Origin of the sequence: Fictibacillus fluitans, from assembly GCF_030418125.1 — a bacterium.
Lineage (GTDB): Bacteria > Bacillota > Bacilli > Bacillales > Fictibacillaceae > Fictibacillus_C > Fictibacillus_C fluitans.
The window spans coordinates 26,772-42,537 of record NZ_JAUHTR010000025.1; the positions used below are offsets into that span (position 1 = coordinate 26,772).

Consider the following 15,766-nt stretch of genomic DNA (forward strand, 5'->3'; position numbering starts at 1 on the left):
CAGATAACGGACGATTTGCCATCTTCCTTTATCTATCTATTCTTCATTTTTTCCGTCTTTTACTGCATCTTCTAGTTTACGGGCATTACCCTTGGCGTTAATCATTTCCAGTACGCTGTTAAGGCCGGATTCTTCATTGTCGTTCTCCGGTTCATTTTGGTCAAGGATTTTTTCTTTGTTTTTGTCTTCCATGAAAAAACCTCCTTTGTTTTTTTATACCCTTTATCCTCTGGGCTTACACCGGCTAAGAGAGCTTCCTGCTTGATCTTAATCTGGTGCGTAACGGAGTTTCTGATGTCCTTTTCTGCTGGTGTGCTGTGCGGTGGAGACCACTTTCAATACAATAGCGGGGTCTTTTCTTCACTTCCTTGAATACTTTTCCCACATATTCACCAATGAGTCCGATCGCCATCAGCTGCAGCCCGCCGATCAGCCAGAGGGAGAGGACAATGGAAGTCCAACCTGGAACCGTGTACCCGTTCATTTTTTGAAAAAGGGCGAAGAGACCTGCGGCCGCACTGATGAAAATAAATAAGAAGCCACAGGCGGTAAGAAAACGGATCGGTTTAATGCTGAAGGAGGTAATGCCATCAAATGCGAAAGCAAGCATTTTTCCGATTGGATATTTTGATTCCCCTGCTGCCCTTTCTTTTCGGTCGTAATAGACCTGGGCAGAAGGAAAGCCGATAAGAGGAACGATGCCTCTCATAAAAAAATTACTTTCTCCATAACGTTCAAGTTCCTTTAGTGCCCGTTTACTCAGTAGGCGGTAATCCGCATGATTGTAGATGAGTTCAACGCCCAATTTACCCATCAGCTTATAGAAAGCCTGTGCCGTCTGACGTTTGAAAATCGTATCATTTTTGCGCTGGCGCCTGACTCCGTAAACGACATCGCATCCTTCCCGAAACTTCAGTACAAACTGGCGGATAACCTCAACATCGTCCTGAAGGTCGGCATCAATGGAAATGATGCAATCCGAAAAATTTCCGGCTTGATCCATTCCTGCGAGCAAAGCGTTTTGATGGCCGGCATTTTTAGCCAGCTTGATCCCGCTGACATGCCGGTTGGTTTTATGCATAGCGGAGATGAGTTCCCATGTTTTATCCGTGCTTCCATCATCCACAAAAAGGATGGTGCTTTCCATCGAGACGAGCGATTCGGAGATCATTCCCTGCAGGACACCTGTCAGTTCTCGTGCTGTAATCATAAGCACTTCTTCTTCGTTGTAGCAGGGGACGACAATAGCAAGGACAGGGAGTTTATTTGAATTCATGTCTAATTCCTCCTTCATTCCAAGAGGCGGGTTTATTCATACCGGGTCGCTTCAATCGCGTTCGTTGTTTCCTGAAGATGTCGAAGGTGCTCATGAGCATGCAACAGTTTTTGGGCCTGCTCTTGAGATAATCCTTCAGTATGCCGGATTTGATTTACCTTTTCATGAGCTAGTTCAAGCAGTTGCCTCCCCTGCTGGAATTCAGCAGGATTATTGCTTCCCTGGGCTTCTTCAATTGCTTTTCTGGCATTTTCCACGCATTCTAAAGCTTGGGCATACAGGTATTGATCCTCCATTTACCGATGGCTCCTTTTCTTTCTTTATCCTTAACATGCGTATTGGAGAATTTTGTTATTCGTTCTTTCTTAATTTCACACCCAAAAAAGGTCGTACAACCCGTCCTGCTTGAATAGACTTGTACTAATTCAAATAAACAGGCGGAGGGCTGAAGTGGGGATATTGATAAAATATATGCTTTTGGGACTATCATTGGCGGCACCAATCGGGCCGATTAACGCTGCTCAAATGGATAAAGGTATACGCAGCGGGTTTTGGCATGCCTGGATGGTTGGTCTCGGAGCCACAACGGCAGACGCCATTTATATGGCACTTGTTTATATGGGGCTGGTCCATTTTTTGGAGGCGCCGGTTATTAAAGCCTTTTTATGGTTGTTTGGATGTTTTGTTCTGATTTATACCGGTATTGAAAGTTTCAGGAGTTCTGCCGTTTTGGTGCTTTCGAAAAAGCAGGAAAATGAAAAAATGAGAAAATGCTTTTTGTCCGGTTTTTTTATGTCATTGACCAATCCGCTCACCATTTTATTTTGGCTGGGAATATACGGGTCGGTTCTTGCAGAAACCGCTGCCGTTTCTCAAACCGAGCAGCTCATCCTTTACAGTTCAGCTATCTTTGGCGGTATTCTACTATGGGATTTTACGATGGCACTGGTAGCCAGCAGCTTTCGCCGTTTTCTCGCCGATACACTGCTCACCCTGATTTCGAGAATATCAGGAATATCATTGATCGGGTTTGGCATTTATTTTGGGTATCAGGCCTTTGCTTTCCTTTGGAGATAAACCATTTGTGAAAGTGACATGCATTTGAGACAATAAAAGAAATGCTTGTCGGCAGTGGGGAGGAGGGGCGCATCCGATGAAATTGTATAAGTGGATCTGCTTTTTGCTTGCTCTGTTCAATCTTGCGGATGCGTTTTTAACGTTCAGGCTGCTCGAACGGGGAGGAAATGAGTTAAACCCGGTGATGAGGATTCTCTATCATTTTCATCCGTTAGCGTTTTTGGGTGTCAAACTCTTATTCTCCATCCTCGTTATTCTTTTGTCCTTTTTGCCGCTGCGCGGCAAGTACAATATCTTTGTATATGTTGCCTTCAGTGCCTATCTTCTTTTGATGGGATGGCATATTTATATTCTCGTTTTTCTTTCATAGCAATAAGACAAGCGCACCGGCTAAGCCGGTGCGCTTGTTTTATTATGCTTTGTTGAGATTGATCCGGAAACGGTCAAGCATTTCATTATAGCTGGCAGCCGTCTCTTCAGGTGGTGTATGAAGCCGGCTGCTTAAATAGTCGACCGCTTTCTCGTCGTTCATAAGCCATGAACTGTACTGCCGTTTCACATGGTTTTCGGCAGATTGAAAGTCAGAAAAAGCTTCCGAAACAGGCTGGTGGTGATGAATAAGCTTCCACTGGTGGTCGCTGTCTTTGAAAATGATCGTTGTCTCTTTTTTATGGTTAAAGAAAATGGTTCCTTTTTCATTTTCCTTAACATTTTGTTCATTATCATGTGCGTCCGGCCGGCGTGGCGGAATTTCAAACGCAGGGAGAACAAACCGCTGAAACCCTTCCGGTGTAAGAGTGCATCCCGAAGCTTTCGGATGTCCGCCGCCACCGAATTGTGCAGCATATTTGGAAACGTCCACATGGTCATAAATGGTACGGAACCCTGCCCTTTTCCCGCCTATGTTCAGGATGACAATTAAATCCAGGTGGGGGTTTTCGCGATTCAACTCATTCCCAAGCTCTGAATGGTGGCTTTCTGCGTGAACAATGCCGATTCGGTAAGGCTCGCTGCCGGTTTCATATACAGAATCCCAGGTCTCGGCCATTTGCCGCTGTTTTTTCTTGATATACGCTTTTCTGCTGTCTTCTTCAAGCTGAAGAATGGTTTCTTCGGTTTGTGAAAAACGGAAGTGCTCTTCTGTTTTCAAGCGCTCAATCATGTCCTTTTCAAACTGTCCTTGAGGAAGAAGAAAAAACAAATCATTCAGGCGCTTGGCATCCTCGTTTTCATTCTCAAACCATTCCCATGTATCATACTGTCTGACAAGTTCAACAAACTCTTTTAAGGCACCTTCGTCTTTCAACATTCCTTTATCAATAAAATGCTCATAAAGAAGGGAGGTGGCAGAGGTAAGCTTTCCGTCTTCCTTTTTTGCTTCAACATATCCCCATTCATAGCCGTTAAAGTGGTCGGCTGTTACATGGTGGTCAATGAGCTGAATTTCACGCCCATCTTCATATTCCTCTTCCAGCTGGCGGGCAACCTGATCATTCACTGCAATATCCGTTATGTAAACAGGAGTATTCTTGTGTTGTTGCAATTGTATATAATCGGCCACACGACGATTGATGTTTTCGTGTGAACAATAAAAAGTCTCTACGTTTTCCTCTCCGAGTACAAGCATTGCTACGATGCCGCAGGATTTTCCATCCAGGTCATTATGTGAAAAAAGTTTCATTTCACTAACGCCTCCTTTCTATTTCCCTATTCAATAGTATAGGCATGGGGCCATTCTTTCAACCCAAAAAGGAATTTAAAGTAGATAGCCGAATACTAGCAGAGCAGCTTTTATTTATGTTTGAAAGGGTAGAGAACATGCAATCATTATTTAAACGTGCCCGTCAGATGGCGGAAGTATATCAAAAAAACGAAAACATAGCGGGTGTTTTACTGGGCGGATCGGTATCAAGAGGATGGAATGACAGTCATTCCGATATCGAACTTCATATTTTATGGAAGATACCGCCGGGAGACAGGGACCGCCTTTGCCCAATAGAAGAGGTACACGGCGAGATCATTGATTTTCATCCATATGAAGAGGAAGAGTGGGCGGAAACGTATATTGTCGATGGTGTAAAGTTCGAAATCAGCGGTTTCCTCGTCCGCACGATGCAAGAGGTTATTCAGCAGGTCGTAAAGCAGGCAAATACGAACTATGACCTGCAATGTCTGGCTGCTTCTATTAAAGATGGGAAGATTCTTTTCGAGGATGAAGGAACACTGTCTGTCTTAAAAGAAGAAGTGAAATCATATCCGAAGGCGCTGTCAGAAAATATGATTCTGGAAAACCTTGAACTGGGAAGCAGGTGGAACAACCGCAGTGCACTGCTGGCCCGTAAAGATTGGCTGATGTATTATGATGTGATGACTGCCGTACAAAAACGGATGCTCGGCATTTTGTTTGGTTTGAATGGCGTGTATGTTCATCACCCTGCATTCAAATGGCTCAATCAGAGTATTGGTGAGATGATAATCGTGCCTGATCGTTTATATGAAAGGTTCACCGAAGTTCTTACAGGTGAACCAGAGGTGGGCCTGGCGGTTCTTGAGGAAGTTGTTGAGGAAGTATTTACACTTGTCGGGAGACATTCTCCCCATCTTCCCGTTGAGGAGAAAAGAAAACAGGCTGCATTCAGGAGGCCGGAGCATTTTTGATCTTTCTGTAACTAATTACCTATTTGATTAGAATTGTACGAGCTTATTTCCTCATGTGACATAAATTAGTATGCATCTAAATTCTTATTTTTCTGAATATTATTGTTTTTGTATGAGGAGGGTGCTACAATAAATGCAAACACCTATTCCCCTTTTTGGAACCTGACATTTGGGAAAAGGCGGTTTAATACTCTTTACCTGTTCCACCATTATCTTTTTAAAGGAGGAAGAACGAATGAGTGATGTTCATTTAATTCCTTTTAAGTTAGAAGAAGTTGTACAAACAGCCGGTGAAGAAATTCCGTATGGTATTCAAATGATCAATGCTCCTGCCGCATGGGACCAGGGGTATAAGGGGAAGGATGTGGTTGTCGCTGTTCTTGATACGGGCTGCGATGTCAACCATCCGGATTTAAAGGACCGCATTATCGGCGGACGAAATTTTACGAGTAATGATCCAGAGGACTTCCTTGATGGCCACTATCATGGAACGCATGTAGCCGGAACGATTGCCGCCACTCTCAACAATAAACTTGGAGTTGCCGGTGTAGCACCGGAAGCGAAGCTTCTGATCCTGCGGGTGCTCGGGAAAGATGGCAGCGGAAGCTACCAGGGAATTATTGATGCAATTAACTATGCTGTTGAATGGCGGGGCGACAATGGCGAAAGGGTTCGGGTCATTTCTATGTCCCTTGGCGGACCGGACGATATTCCGGAAATGCATGAAGCCATCAAGAACGCCACTCAAAACAATGTGATGGTAGTCTGCGCAGCAGGCAACGAAGGCGATGACAATGAAGGCACTGATGAACAAGCATACCCTGGTTATTATAAAGAAGTTGTCCAGGTCGGTGCAGTAGATGAACAAAAGCATCTGGCCGAGTTTTCAAACACAAATGACGAAATTGATCTTGTAGCTCCGGGAGTCAATGTGCTTTCTACCTATCCTGGTGAAAAGTACGCCAAGCTTTCAGGTACATCCATGGCTACGCCACATGTTTCCGGTGCCCTGGCTCTGCTCATCCTGAAAGAGGAAGCAGAATTCGGCAGGGAGCTAACCGATCCCGAAATATATGCCCAGCTTTGTAAGAATACCCAAACCATTGGCCTGACGAAAAAAGGAGAAGGCAATGGGCTGCTTTATTTAAAAATGGGCGAAAGAACCGATTCAGGCAATAAAGTGGAAGAAACAACAACCGTTCAAAAGTAAAGCGGCTCCCAATTTTAAGAGGGGATGTTGATTATGGCGGTTTATCAAGTATTATCCTTGATGATTGGCTTTGCCATGCTGACATTGAAACTGGTGGATGAGCGAAACCGCAGAAATCGGAAAACAACACGTCCTTCCAAAAAGGAACAGCCCAAACGAAAAAGAGCCCAATGATAAAAGAAAGCTGATTCTCCTGTTAGAATCAGCTTTTTGACTTATTTGGCCGTTACTTTAACAGCGGCAGCCGGGCTTGTGGCATTCTTTGAATCTTTATACGTTACCTGTAGGACTGTGCCTGCTTTTTGTAACGGAATATTCATGGTAAATGATCCGGTTGAATTCGTTTTAATGGTCCCAAGGCGTGAACTCCCCTTTTTAACGGTGATGACACTGTTTTTTACCGCTTTCCCTGAAATCTGCCTGCTCTTGCTGTTTACCGGTGAAACGGTTGGCTTAGAAAGCATTTTGGTGATATAGGAAGAAGCTATGTACCATGTGCCTTTCTGTCCCGGAACAGAAACCGGATACCAGACAAATGGGTTGGAACTGTTTAGCGAACGGTCGAACGAGTAAGGTCCTGTAATGGTGAGTTGGCTTCCCTTTTTCATCCACTTGAAGGAGCTGCCGGTAGAAGGTGATTTCCGAATTCTGACCTCATTAAGATTAGAATTATCCCAGCTGGCAATCACTTTGTCATTCTTTTTCAAGCCATATCTTGTCTGGTGAAGAAGGCTGGACAAAGTGTATGTTTTCTTCAAAAAAATAATATTAGCCTTGTTTTTAGGGTCATATTTAAAATCTTTGACTGAAAAAGCGGGCTTGCGAATGGTGGTATCCTCCAGGAAACTTTCACTGTTCAGGTGGGTCCAGACTTTTTCCTGGTAGGCATTGGTGTTCACTTTCCCAGTGCTCTGATAGAGCGGGCTGTTGATGGGCTTGGTGCCGTTGTAGGCCATAACCGCAAAATACCACGTTTCAAGCACGTCTTTATCCTTCGGCAGGATGGAAGGAAGATCGGACCGGCTGTACATGTCGTTCAGCAAATCGGCACCAGCCTTCAGATTATAAGGAATATCGTATTTTAATTTTTCGGTATCATACCGTTTTTGGTTGGTAATCTGCATGACGCCGATCCCCTTGTCGGAAGAAATGACCGGTTTTCCTTTTTTATCAAATTGTCTCCAGGAGTTGTTTTCCTGGGTGGCTACAGCTTTCATAATTTCTGGCGGAATGCCGGCTTCTATGGCAGTCTGTGTCAGAAGGCAGTTCATGTGCTGATAGGAAGGATTTATTCCTTTTTTCAATATGCCCAGCGAACTGCATTTCGACTGAACATTGGAGCTTGATGCTGCCAGTGCGTGGTCCTGAAAAAGGGGAAGCCCGAGTGCCAGGCAGCTGGCTAAACCGGCTTTTATAAATAAAGATTTCATGTGCCATCCTCCATATCTCTTAATCTTCTACATGATACCATATTTTACAAGGTTAATAGTGTAAATTAATAGAATATAGTGGAATAGAGGAATGGCTGGCTTCTTTAAAGAATACATAGGACAGAGTATTACAAAGGAGGCGGTTCTTATGAAAAATGTGATCGCAGTGGAGAAAGGGAAGGGTAAGGAGAATAAATAACAGGAGATGATGATTTGAAGCAAGCACTGCTAATCATTGATGCACAACAGGAATTAATGGACGGCAACAAAGAGAATGAGGAAGTCTATCAAAAAAAGGAAGTCATTCAAACGATTAATAAAATTATTGATAAAGCCACACATTTAAAGGTGCCTGTAGTTGCGGTGCGGGACTTGGACGTAGCGGGAGGCAGGGGTGATGGATTTCTTGTTCATAGCGATATCCAATTGCCTGCAGATACACCTTTCTTTGACAAAAGCGCCACAAGTGCCTTTTACGGAACTGGATTACTGGAACATCTGCAGAAGTATGAGATTAAGCATCTGGTGGTTGCCGGGTGTAAAACCGAGCATTGTATCGATACCGCTGTTCGCATGGCAACAGTGCAGGGGTTTGATGTCACCTTGATTAAGGAAGGGCATTCCACCACATCCTCAAAGAGCTTGAGTGCCAAAGAAATCATTCAGCATCACAATGAAATCCTTCACGGCCATTATAATGTGGATCACTTTTCCATGGTAAGAAGCGCAGACGAAGACGTCTTTCAACCGCTTCATGACAAGTACCGGTAAACAATATAAGAACGAAGGGGCTGTCCAGAAAGTCAGTAAAGTTGACTTCTGGTAGCTCCTTTTTCATTTTGGCAGCATTGAGTTTAGCATTCACCTTCATCGTTCAGTTACTTGGAGTGGAGGGTGCGAGACTCCTGCAGGGGAAGCGTGACAGGTGAGATACACAGGCGCTTGCGCCGGTGGGGCTCAGCGCACGCCCTGCGGAAAGCGAGCGACCCGGAACGGAAAGTAACGCTTTCAAGAGCTTCTAAGACACTAATTGGACCGTTTTTTTTATTGGTCTTTTTTATATTAAGAAAGTCTTAAGAATTATGCTGACTGATTGTTAAGATTTACAGGTTAAGATACAGGTAATCAGGAAAACAGGACATGGTATAATTTTGAAGGGAGCGTGAGAAGATGAGCGAATTTACCGTATTGGTTGTAGATGATGAAAAAGAAATCAGAGATGCCATTGAAATCTATTTGAAAAACGAAAAGATGAATGTTCTGCAGGCATCGGACGGCATAGAAGCAATAGAGATCTTGAATGAAGAAATCGTTCATTTAATCATACTGGATATTATGATGCCTCGCCTTGACGGCATTGCGGCAACGTTCAGGATCAGGGAAAAGAAGAACATCCCGATCATTATGCTAAGTGCGAAAAGTGAGGATACGGACAAAATATTAGGATTGCAAATTGGTGCGGATGATTACTTAACAAAGCCTTTCAATCCGATTGAACTCATTGCCCGGGTGAAATCCCAGCTGAGGAGGTACATGACACTGGGTACATATGAGGGAAAGAATTCTGTTATCAATCTTAGCGGCCTTACTCTTGACAAGGATGCAAGAGAAGTTGCCATTCATGGGGAAGCGGTTAAACTGACCCCCATTGAATACAGAATTGTAGAGCTCTTGATGTCCTATCCCGGCCGTGTATTTTCCATTCACGACATTTATGAACGTGTCTGGCAGGAGCCATGCTATAACGCAGAAAATACAGTGGCTGTTCATATCCGGAAAATCAGAGAGAAAATCGAGATTGATCCAAAAAATCCAAGATATTTAAAGGTGGTGTGGGGCGTTGGGTACAAAATGGAAAAGTAGGATGGGCTGGGGCGCATGGCTGCTCTTGTTTACTATTGGATTGAGCGGTACCCTAACCTTTTTGTCTCACTGGGATGCGTACCTCGGGAAGAGTTACTTTGATAGTGATGAATTTGAAAGTGAGTATAATACATTTCTGGGATATCTGCATATTTCTGAAGTCAGCAATTTGACAGCGGATGAGATGAAAGAAAAAATAACCGTTTCAAATGAAGAAATGGAGGAATACCGATTCAGATACGGTGATTTATCTGAACAAATCAACAATATCCAGGAACAATACAGACCGCAGCTGGAAGAAGCGAGAACAGAAAATAATGAAAAACTAGAAGGTTATTATCAAAAACAAAGAGATAAAAAGATTGAAGACATTCAGAAGAATTTCGACAGTGATAAATATGTAAAAGAGAAAGTGAAGAAGGAGAAAGAGAAGCAGATCGATCAGTTTATTGAAAATAAACAAGAGGTAAAAAGGCAGTTCAGGCAATGGAATTCATCCTTTGATTATTATTTGCAAAATAACAATAGTGCTGAAGTTTTTACCAACCTTACATCCGGTAATAAACAGGATGCTCTTCAAAAGATGAATAACAGCAGCATGTTGTATATTCAGGAATACAACAGTACAAAGGATCTCTCTATCTCAGATTACATGCCTCCAGGAGACTACACGGGAGAGGGTCCCAATTATGAAAATACGGTTGCCGAGGTTTTGTCAGATGAAAATCCCGTGCTGATCGGGAAGATTGGTGTGCCGAAAGCTTTGCCAAAAAACAGCATGATTTATGAGCAGTACCATATGTTCAAGATCAATCAGCTCTTTTTTTACATTTACAGTGCTTTAGGTGTTCTTGGTTTAGTGATAAGTATCTGGCTTGCAAGGAAATACCGTATGCTGTCCGTCATCGGTGAACTGCCGTTAAGGGACTTCTATAAAAAAGTGCCAATCGATCTAAAAGGAGCAGCTTTACTTCTTTTTATTGTTATCCTCCTGGTTTCAATCGGGAACATTTTCACTTTTTCCATGTACGGAAATTATTCAGTCATGATGAAAAATACACTTTTTGATATTTTATTTACTACCATTATTGCAGGGTTAATCCTGGTTCAGGCGGTCTGGCTCCGTTCAGGAATAAAAGAAAATGGTCTGACCAGTGAAGATTGGAAACATACCCTTGTTTACAGGTTATGGATGGATGTGCTGAAAGCTTTTCATTCGTTGGGATTTGCATTCCAAATTATAGTTCTGCTTGTTATTGTTTTTGCTTCCGGTTTTGGTGTGGGGTTCATTATGTACAACAATCAGCTTTTATCATTGTATCTCATTCTCTTTATAGTCGTTACGGTTCCTGCGCTCCTGTTGCTGCTTCGAAAAGTTTCCTACTTCAACCGGATCGTTATCCATTCGTCCGACCTGGCTGCCGGGAAAATGGAGCCGGATCTTGTAGCGAAAGGGCACTCACCGCTCGCCGGGCTGGCAAGGAACATTAATACATTGAAGCACGGCGTCAAAGCACTTCAGAAGTCCGAAGCCAAAAGTGAGCGGCTGAAAACCGAGCTCATTACCAATGTGAGCCACGATTTAAGAACACCGCTTACGTCTATCATTTCTTACACGGAGTTATTAAAAACACCGAATCTTGATGAGGACAGCCAAAAGGCATACGTTGAAATTATTGACCGGAAATCAAAACGCCTCAAAGTCCTGATTGATGATTTGTTTGAAGCATCGAAAATGGCAAGTGGTAATATTGAACTTGTCCGAACAAAAGCGGATATCGTTCAGATGCTGCAGCAGGCACTTGCCGAAAATGATGAAGCTATAGAAAAATCTAATTTGCAGTTCAGACTGGCTTTTTCTGAGCAGCCTATTCTGGCCGATGTGGATGGGCAAAAAATGTGGCGTGTATTTGATAATCTGATCGGAAACGCCCTGAAATATTCTCTTGATCATACGAGGGTGTATATTGGGATTGAACAAATGAAGGACGAAGTTATTATTACCTTTAAAAACATTACCAAATATGAACTGGGAGGCAATACGGATGAACTGTTTGAACGGTTCAAAAGAGGAGATGCCTCGCGTCATACAGATGGCTCTGGCCTTGGCCTTGCAATCGCCAAATCGATTGTTGATCTTCATGAAGGAAGGATGGACGTGGAAGTGGACGGTGACTTATTTAAAGTGATAATCCGTCTTGAAACGGTATAAAATGAAAGATAGCCAAAGAAGCGGCTTAGGCCGCTTCTTTTTGGTATCCGGAAAAAACTTTTGTTTACATTTCTATAAGGTTCTGTTTTATTATAGGAATAGACTGAATGTAAGAGGTATAGCCAATGCTAAAAGTTTATTACACAGACACCGCCAACCAACTGACAGAAGTGGAAGACATTCAAAAGGGCTGTTGGATTAATCTTATTGCACCGACCAATGAAGAAATTAACTGGGTGGTTGAGAAGATAGGAATAGATCCTGATTTCCTGAGAGATGCCCTTGATGAAGAAGAGCGTTCAAGGGTAGAAAAAGAAGAAAGCACCGTCAGTGTTATCGTGGATTTGCCGATTTTGGATTCAGACGAGAACGGTGTTCAATATGATACGTTTCCGCTTGCCATGATTTCCACAGATTCTCATTTCATAACGGTTTGCCTGAGAGAAAACCCGATTCTTGAACTGTTTGCCAAGCGAAAGGTAAAAAACTTCTACACGTATAAGAAAACACGTTTTGTTTTTCAGCTGCTTCAAATGATTGCTACTTATTATTTACGTTACCTGCGTCAAATCAACCGGAAAACAGAGCAAATTGAATATGAATTGAGACAGACACTCAAAAATGATGATTTGTTTGAACTGCTGCGATTGGAGAAGTCCCTTGTTTATTTTGCCACTTCCCTTAAATCGAATGATGCAGTGCTTGAAAAATTGCTGAAGGTCAGCTACTTGAAGATGTATGAAGAGGATAAGGATCTTCTTGAAGACGTTATTATTGAAAACAAACAGGCTATTGAAATGAGCCTTATTTACAGAAACATATTAAAAAGCCTTATGGATGCCTTTTCCTCGGTTATATCCAATAACCTGAACATTGAAATGCGGTTTTTAACGTCCATTACGATTATCCTTGCACTGCCGACCATGGTGGCCAGCTTTTACGGAATGAATATTCCGCTGCCATTCCAAAAATATCCACATGCCTTTTTTGTAAGCCTGTGTGTTGCTTTTACCATATCGGGACTGGTTGCGTTTATCTTTTGGAAAAAGCGCTTTTTTCGGAAATAGAAATACTGCTGCAGAAGGGGACTTTTCTTGTAAAGTTCCCTTTTCATTTCGCTGAAAGAGAAAACGCTTTCCTATTTAAGGCAAATGGGTTTACAATCAGCTTATCTTATCTTTAAAATTATGTTAACATTGTAAAGCGAAATGATACTTAGATTAATGTGTATCCTATGAACGATGATATAGAATATTAAGCATAGTGATCCAAAAAAGGAGATGCCAGCAATGAGCCAGACCGTGTTAGAGAATGAGTCGCTGTCTCCCTACCTTTCTTTTACAAGAGAAGAATGGGCGGGCTTGTATTCGGCCGATATACAACCGTTAACTGAATGGGAAGTGTCTGAACTTCAAGGAATTAATGAAAACGTATCCCTCAATGAGGTATCATCCATTTATTTGCCATTGTGCCGGTTGCTTAACCTATATGTCACCTCTTCACAGCAGCTTCATCAACAATCGAATGCATTTTTGCGCAAGCAAATAAAAAAGCCGCCATTCATTATCGGGATTGCCGGAAGTGTAGCGGTAGGCAAAAGTACAACTTCCCGCATTATCCAGGCGCTATTGTCCAGATGGCCCAATACGCCAAAGGTTGAACTCGTTACAACAGACGGCTTCCTTTATCCCAATGCGGTTTTGGAGCAAAGAGGGCTGATGGGAAAGAAGGGGTTTCCGGAAAGCTACGATTTAAAAGGATTGATTCAATTTTTGTCCCAATTGAAATCAGGGAAACCGGTAGTCGAAGCTCCCATCTATTCTCATCTGGAATATGATATTTTGCCTGACCAGGTACAGACCATATCTGAACCGGACATCGTGATTGTGGAAGGAATTAATGTGCTTCAGGTCCCTAAACAAAAGAAAAACAAAAATCAAAATACACAAATCTTTGTCTCGGACTTCTTTGACTTCTCCCTTTATGTGGATGCGGATGAAGAAGAAATCAAACAATGGTATGTGGACCGCTTTAAAATTTTGAGGAACACAGCTTTCCAAAGTCCTGTTTCTTATTTCCACCGTTATGCCGATTTGAAAGATAAGGAAGCGGTTGAATTCGCACTAAATATATGGAATACCATTAATGGACTTAATTTGCGTGAAAACATACTTCCGACAAAGTACCGGGCTCATCTTATTTTGGAAAAAGGAAAAAATCATTCTGTATCTGGCGTTAAAATGAGAAAAATGTAGGTAAAAGACGGCAAAAGCCGTCTTTTTTTATGAACTGGTGCGAACTACACATAGCGGGGAAAGAAACAGGGTATACAGAAGGAGTCGACCGATAATTGGAGCGTATATTACAAGATTTGTATCTATTTTCTTATTTTTATGAGAGAGGATATAGAGTATGGTAATAGTACAATACTTACAAAAAAGTAACTTATTATCTTTTGGCGACTAAACAGCAACTACTGATTGAATGAAAACCCGCATGGGAGCTGATGTTGTGAAAGATTTTGAATTGAATAAACATGTCTTTTTGGCGAAACTGATTACACAGTATGCACGAGTTCATCAAAAAGCAGTGGGTCCTGTTGCTGAAGAATATATACGCCAGATCGGGATCCGTACAGGAGAGTGGATTGAAGGATATTACAATGAATACAGCAGCCCGTGGACTGTTGAGCAATATGTTGATATCCTTATCGATCTGAAAAATAAAATCGGCGGAGAGTTTGATATCATTTCCATTGATGGTGACCGAATCGTATTAAAGGCCATACAGTGCCCATTTGGAGATGACATCAGTGACGCTCCCCACCTTTGCATGATGACATCCAGCGTATTCGGCGGGATTGCTGCGAGACATTTTGGTTACGGCAAAGTTTCACTCAGAAAAAGAATAGCGCTTGGAGACAGAAATTGCGAAATTGCCATTTATTTATCACCTGATGATTCTGAAGAGGGAATCGAGTATAAGGATTTGGCTGTTTCCCCCGCTAATGCCGACCCTTTTAACTGGGAGGAAGAAACCATCACCATGTTGAATGAAGAGCTTAAACGCACGGATGAAATGATGATTAAGCTGCTCGATGAATTGGAAGATTTAAGGAGAAAAGTCAATAAGGATGGACAAGCGCACAAGATGGAGAATTCAGAATGTTAATGCGTGTGGTTGCTGACCGCACGCTTTTTTTAAAAAAAGAAAGTCTGAACGCATAAGTAGGATTAAAGGAGTGGAGTACCGTGAAAGTCAAAACAGCTAACCTTGATACAAGAAAACTTGCCTATGTTGATGAAGGAAAAGGAGAAACTATCGTGTTGATTCACGGTTTTTGCGGCAGCCATGAATATTGGGAAGACGTTATCCCCGAGCTGGCAAAAGAGTATCGTGTGATTGCACCAGATTTAAACGGACACGGAAAATCATCTCTCAGTGATTCCGTGTGTGCCGTGGAAGATTTATCTGAGGACATTAAGGATTTGATCGGGCATTTGGGTCTGGATCAAGTCACAATGCTGGGCCATTCGCTTGGTGGTTACATTACTTTAGCGTTTGCCGATCATCAAAGCAACAGGCTGAAAGGGTATGGACTTATCCATTCCACTGCCTTTCCGGATGATGAAGCCGCCAGAAAGAAGAGGGACAGCACCATTGAAGAAATAAAGGAAAAGGGAATCAAATCAGTGATTGATCAAATGGTTCCGAACCTGTTCGCACCAGATACTTCGCTGACAGAAAAAATACAGAAGGCCAAAAGAATTGGATACGAAACGGCATCGGAGGGAGCAATCGCTGCCGCCATTGCGATGAAAAACCGGCCCAATCGCAATGATGTCCTCCAGAATTCGAAAATCCCGGTTCTCCTGGTCGCTGGTGAAAGCGATCAAGTGGTTCCACCGGAAAAAACATTTTCGGTTGCCAAGGAGAATATCATTCAGGCAACCCTGAAGGGAGCCGGGCATATGGGGATGTACGAAGCTAGGGATGCTCTGGTAGAAGAAATTAATGCTTTTATGAAAAAAATAAAATAA

17 protein-coding genes are annotated in these 15,766 nt (G+C 42.6%); 12 read left to right on the forward strand and 5 right to left on the reverse strand.

The genetic code is table 11. From position 1 onward, the window contains the following. Window positions 1-36: 36 nt before the first annotated feature. The 3 genes from QYB97_RS24015 to QYB97_RS24025 are packed head-to-tail and all read right to left on the reverse strand — an operon-like array spanning window position 37 to window position 1,572. Complete coding sequence (locus QYB97_RS24015; RefSeq protein ID WP_301168533.1) at window positions 37-192, reverse strand: hypothetical protein; 156 nt, start codon at window positions 190-192, stop codon at window positions 37-39. Between the two features lie 52 nt (window positions 193-244). Further along, entirely contained in the window at window positions 245-1,276 is a 1,032-nt protein-coding gene (locus tag QYB97_RS24020) for a glycosyltransferase family 2 protein (RefSeq protein ID WP_301168534.1), read from the reverse strand. A 32-nt stretch (window positions 1,277-1,308) separates the two neighbouring features. After that, window positions 1,309-1,572, reverse strand: coding sequence for a hypothetical protein (locus tag QYB97_RS24025; RefSeq protein WP_301168535.1), 264 nt, complete (start codon window positions 1,570-1,572; stop codon window positions 1,309-1,311). A 154-nt stretch (window positions 1,573-1,726) separates the two neighbouring features. Between QYB97_RS24025 and QYB97_RS24030 the strand changes: the two genes are divergently transcribed. Together QYB97_RS24030 and QYB97_RS24035 are read left to right on the forward strand one after the other, a co-directional pair. Continuing rightward, window positions 1,727-2,353: a LysE family transporter gene (locus tag QYB97_RS24030; protein ID WP_301168536.1), complete on the forward strand. Its 627-nt coding sequence runs from the start codon at window positions 1,727-1,729 to the stop codon at window positions 2,351-2,353. 76 nt (window positions 2,354-2,429) lie between these two features. Further along, on the forward strand, window positions 2,430-2,723 hold the full coding sequence (locus tag QYB97_RS24035; protein WP_301168537.1) for a DUF5658 family protein: 294 nt from the start codon (window positions 2,430-2,432) through the stop codon (window positions 2,721-2,723). Between the two features lie 42 nt (window positions 2,724-2,765). On the opposite strand, the gene QYB97_RS24040 is transcribed toward QYB97_RS24035, so the two are convergent. After that, a complete protein-coding gene (locus QYB97_RS24040) occupies window positions 2,766-4,034 on the reverse strand; it encodes a DHH family phosphoesterase (protein ID WP_301168538.1) in 1,269 nt (422 codons plus the stop codon). Between the two features lie 137 nt (window positions 4,035-4,171). On the opposite strand from QYB97_RS24040, the gene QYB97_RS24045 reads away from it, so the two are divergent. The 3 genes from QYB97_RS24045 to QYB97_RS24055 all read left to right on the forward strand — a co-directional run bounded on the left by QYB97_RS24045 (window position 4,172) and on the right by QYB97_RS24055 (window position 6,395). Then, entirely contained in the window at window positions 4,172-5,011 is an 840-nt protein-coding gene (locus tag QYB97_RS24045) for a DUF4037 domain-containing protein (protein ID WP_301168539.1), read from the forward strand. Window positions 5,012-5,246: 235 nt separating this feature from the next. Further along, window positions 5,247-6,221 (forward strand): S8 family peptidase, encoded by a 975-nt coding sequence (locus tag QYB97_RS24050; protein ID WP_301168540.1) that lies wholly within the window; start codon window positions 5,247-5,249, stop codon window positions 6,219-6,221. Window positions 6,222-6,254: 33 nt separating this feature from the next. Beyond that, a complete protein-coding gene (locus QYB97_RS24055) occupies window positions 6,255-6,395 on the forward strand; it encodes a putative holin-like toxin (RefSeq protein ID WP_301168541.1) in 141 nt (46 codons plus the stop codon). Window positions 6,396-6,436: 41 nt separating this feature from the next. Here QYB97_RS24055 and QYB97_RS24060 read toward each other — a convergent pair whose 3' ends face one another. Further along, on the reverse strand, window positions 6,437-7,651 hold the full coding sequence (locus QYB97_RS24060; RefSeq protein WP_301168542.1) for an Ig-like domain-containing protein: 1,215 nt from the start codon (window positions 7,649-7,651) through the stop codon (window positions 6,437-6,439). Window positions 7,652-7,864: 213 nt separating this feature from the next. Here QYB97_RS24060 and QYB97_RS24065 point away from each other — a divergent pair, with 213 nt between their 5' ends. The 7 genes from QYB97_RS24065 (at window position 7,865) to QYB97_RS24095 (ending at window position 15,766) form a co-directional block, all read left to right on the forward strand. Further along, a complete protein-coding gene (locus QYB97_RS24065; protein WP_301168543.1) occupies window positions 7,865-8,422 on the forward strand; it encodes an isochorismatase family protein in 558 nt (185 codons plus the stop codon). Window positions 8,423-8,821: 399 nt separating this feature from the next. Then, on the forward strand, window positions 8,822-9,514 hold the full coding sequence (locus QYB97_RS24070; RefSeq protein WP_301168544.1) for a response regulator transcription factor: 693 nt from the start codon (window positions 8,822-8,824) through the stop codon (window positions 9,512-9,514). Next, window positions 9,492-11,726, forward strand: a complete 2,235-nt coding sequence (locus tag QYB97_RS24075) for a sensor histidine kinase (RefSeq protein ID WP_301168545.1) — start codon at window positions 9,492-9,494, stop codon at window positions 11,724-11,726. Before QYB97_RS24070 ends, QYB97_RS24075 begins: the two co-directional genes overlap by 23 nt. A 125-nt stretch (window positions 11,727-11,851) precedes the next feature. After that, window positions 11,852-12,793, forward strand: coding sequence for a magnesium transporter CorA family protein (locus QYB97_RS24080; protein ID WP_301168546.1), 942 nt, complete (start codon window positions 11,852-11,854; stop codon window positions 12,791-12,793). Between the two features lie 222 nt (window positions 12,794-13,015). Beyond that, the gene (coaA, locus tag QYB97_RS24085) at window positions 13,016-13,981 is read left to right on the forward strand and encodes a type I pantothenate kinase (RefSeq protein ID WP_301168547.1); all 966 of its coding nucleotides are present in this window, start codon (window positions 13,016-13,018) and stop codon (window positions 13,979-13,981) included. A 256-nt stretch (window positions 13,982-14,237) separates the two neighbouring features. Then, window positions 14,238-14,897 carry a methanogen output domain 1-containing protein gene (locus tag QYB97_RS24090; RefSeq protein ID WP_301168548.1) on the forward strand — a complete coding sequence of 220 codons (660 nt, stop codon included), beginning with the start codon at window positions 14,238-14,240 and terminating at the stop codon, window positions 14,895-14,897. Window positions 14,898-14,977: 80 nt separating this feature from the next. Next, window positions 14,978-15,766, forward strand: coding sequence for an alpha/beta fold hydrolase (locus QYB97_RS24095; protein WP_301168549.1), 789 nt, complete (start codon window positions 14,978-14,980; stop codon window positions 15,764-15,766).

Bases quoted from the DNA above. Each gene is read 5' to 3' on its own strand.
- QYB97_RS24035 (WP_301168537.1), top strand. From the start codon at position 2,430: ATGAAATTGTATAAGTGGATCTGCTTTTTGCTTGCTCTGTTCAATCTT.
- QYB97_RS24025 (WP_301168535.1), bottom strand. From the start codon at position 1,572: ATGGAGGATCAATACCTGTATGCCCAAGCTTTAGAATGCGTGGAAAAT.
- QYB97_RS24060 (WP_301168542.1), bottom strand. From the start codon at position 7,651: ATGAAATCTTTATTTATAAAAGCCGGTTTAGCCAGCTGCCTGGCACTC.
- QYB97_RS24080 (WP_301168546.1), top strand. From the start codon at position 11,852: ATGCTAAAAGTTTATTACACAGACACCGCCAACCAACTGACAGAAGTG.
- QYB97_RS24045 (WP_301168539.1), top strand. From the start codon at position 4,172: ATGCAATCATTATTTAAACGTGCCCGTCAGATGGCGGAAGTATATCAA.
- coaA (WP_301168547.1), top strand. From the start codon at position 13,016: ATGAGCCAGACCGTGTTAGAGAATGAGTCGCTGTCTCCCTACCTTTCT.
- QYB97_RS24050 (WP_301168540.1), top strand. From the start codon at position 5,247: ATGAGTGATGTTCATTTAATTCCTTTTAAGTTAGAAGAAGTTGTACAA.
- QYB97_RS24040 (WP_301168538.1), bottom strand. From the start codon at position 4,034: ATGAAACTTTTTTCACATAATGACCTGGATGGAAAATCCTGCGGCATC.
- QYB97_RS24020 (WP_301168534.1), bottom strand. From the start codon at position 1,276: ATGAATTCAAATAAACTCCCTGTCCTTGCTATTGTCGTCCCCTGCTAC.
- QYB97_RS24055 (WP_301168541.1), top strand. From the start codon at position 6,255: ATGGCGGTTTATCAAGTATTATCCTTGATGATTGGCTTTGCCATGCTG.
- QYB97_RS24015 (WP_301168533.1), bottom strand. From the start codon at position 192: ATGGAAGACAAAAACAAAGAAAAAATCCTTGACCAAAATGAACCGGAG.
- QYB97_RS24070 (WP_301168544.1), top strand. From the start codon at position 8,822: ATGAGCGAATTTACCGTATTGGTTGTAGATGATGAAAAAGAAATCAGA.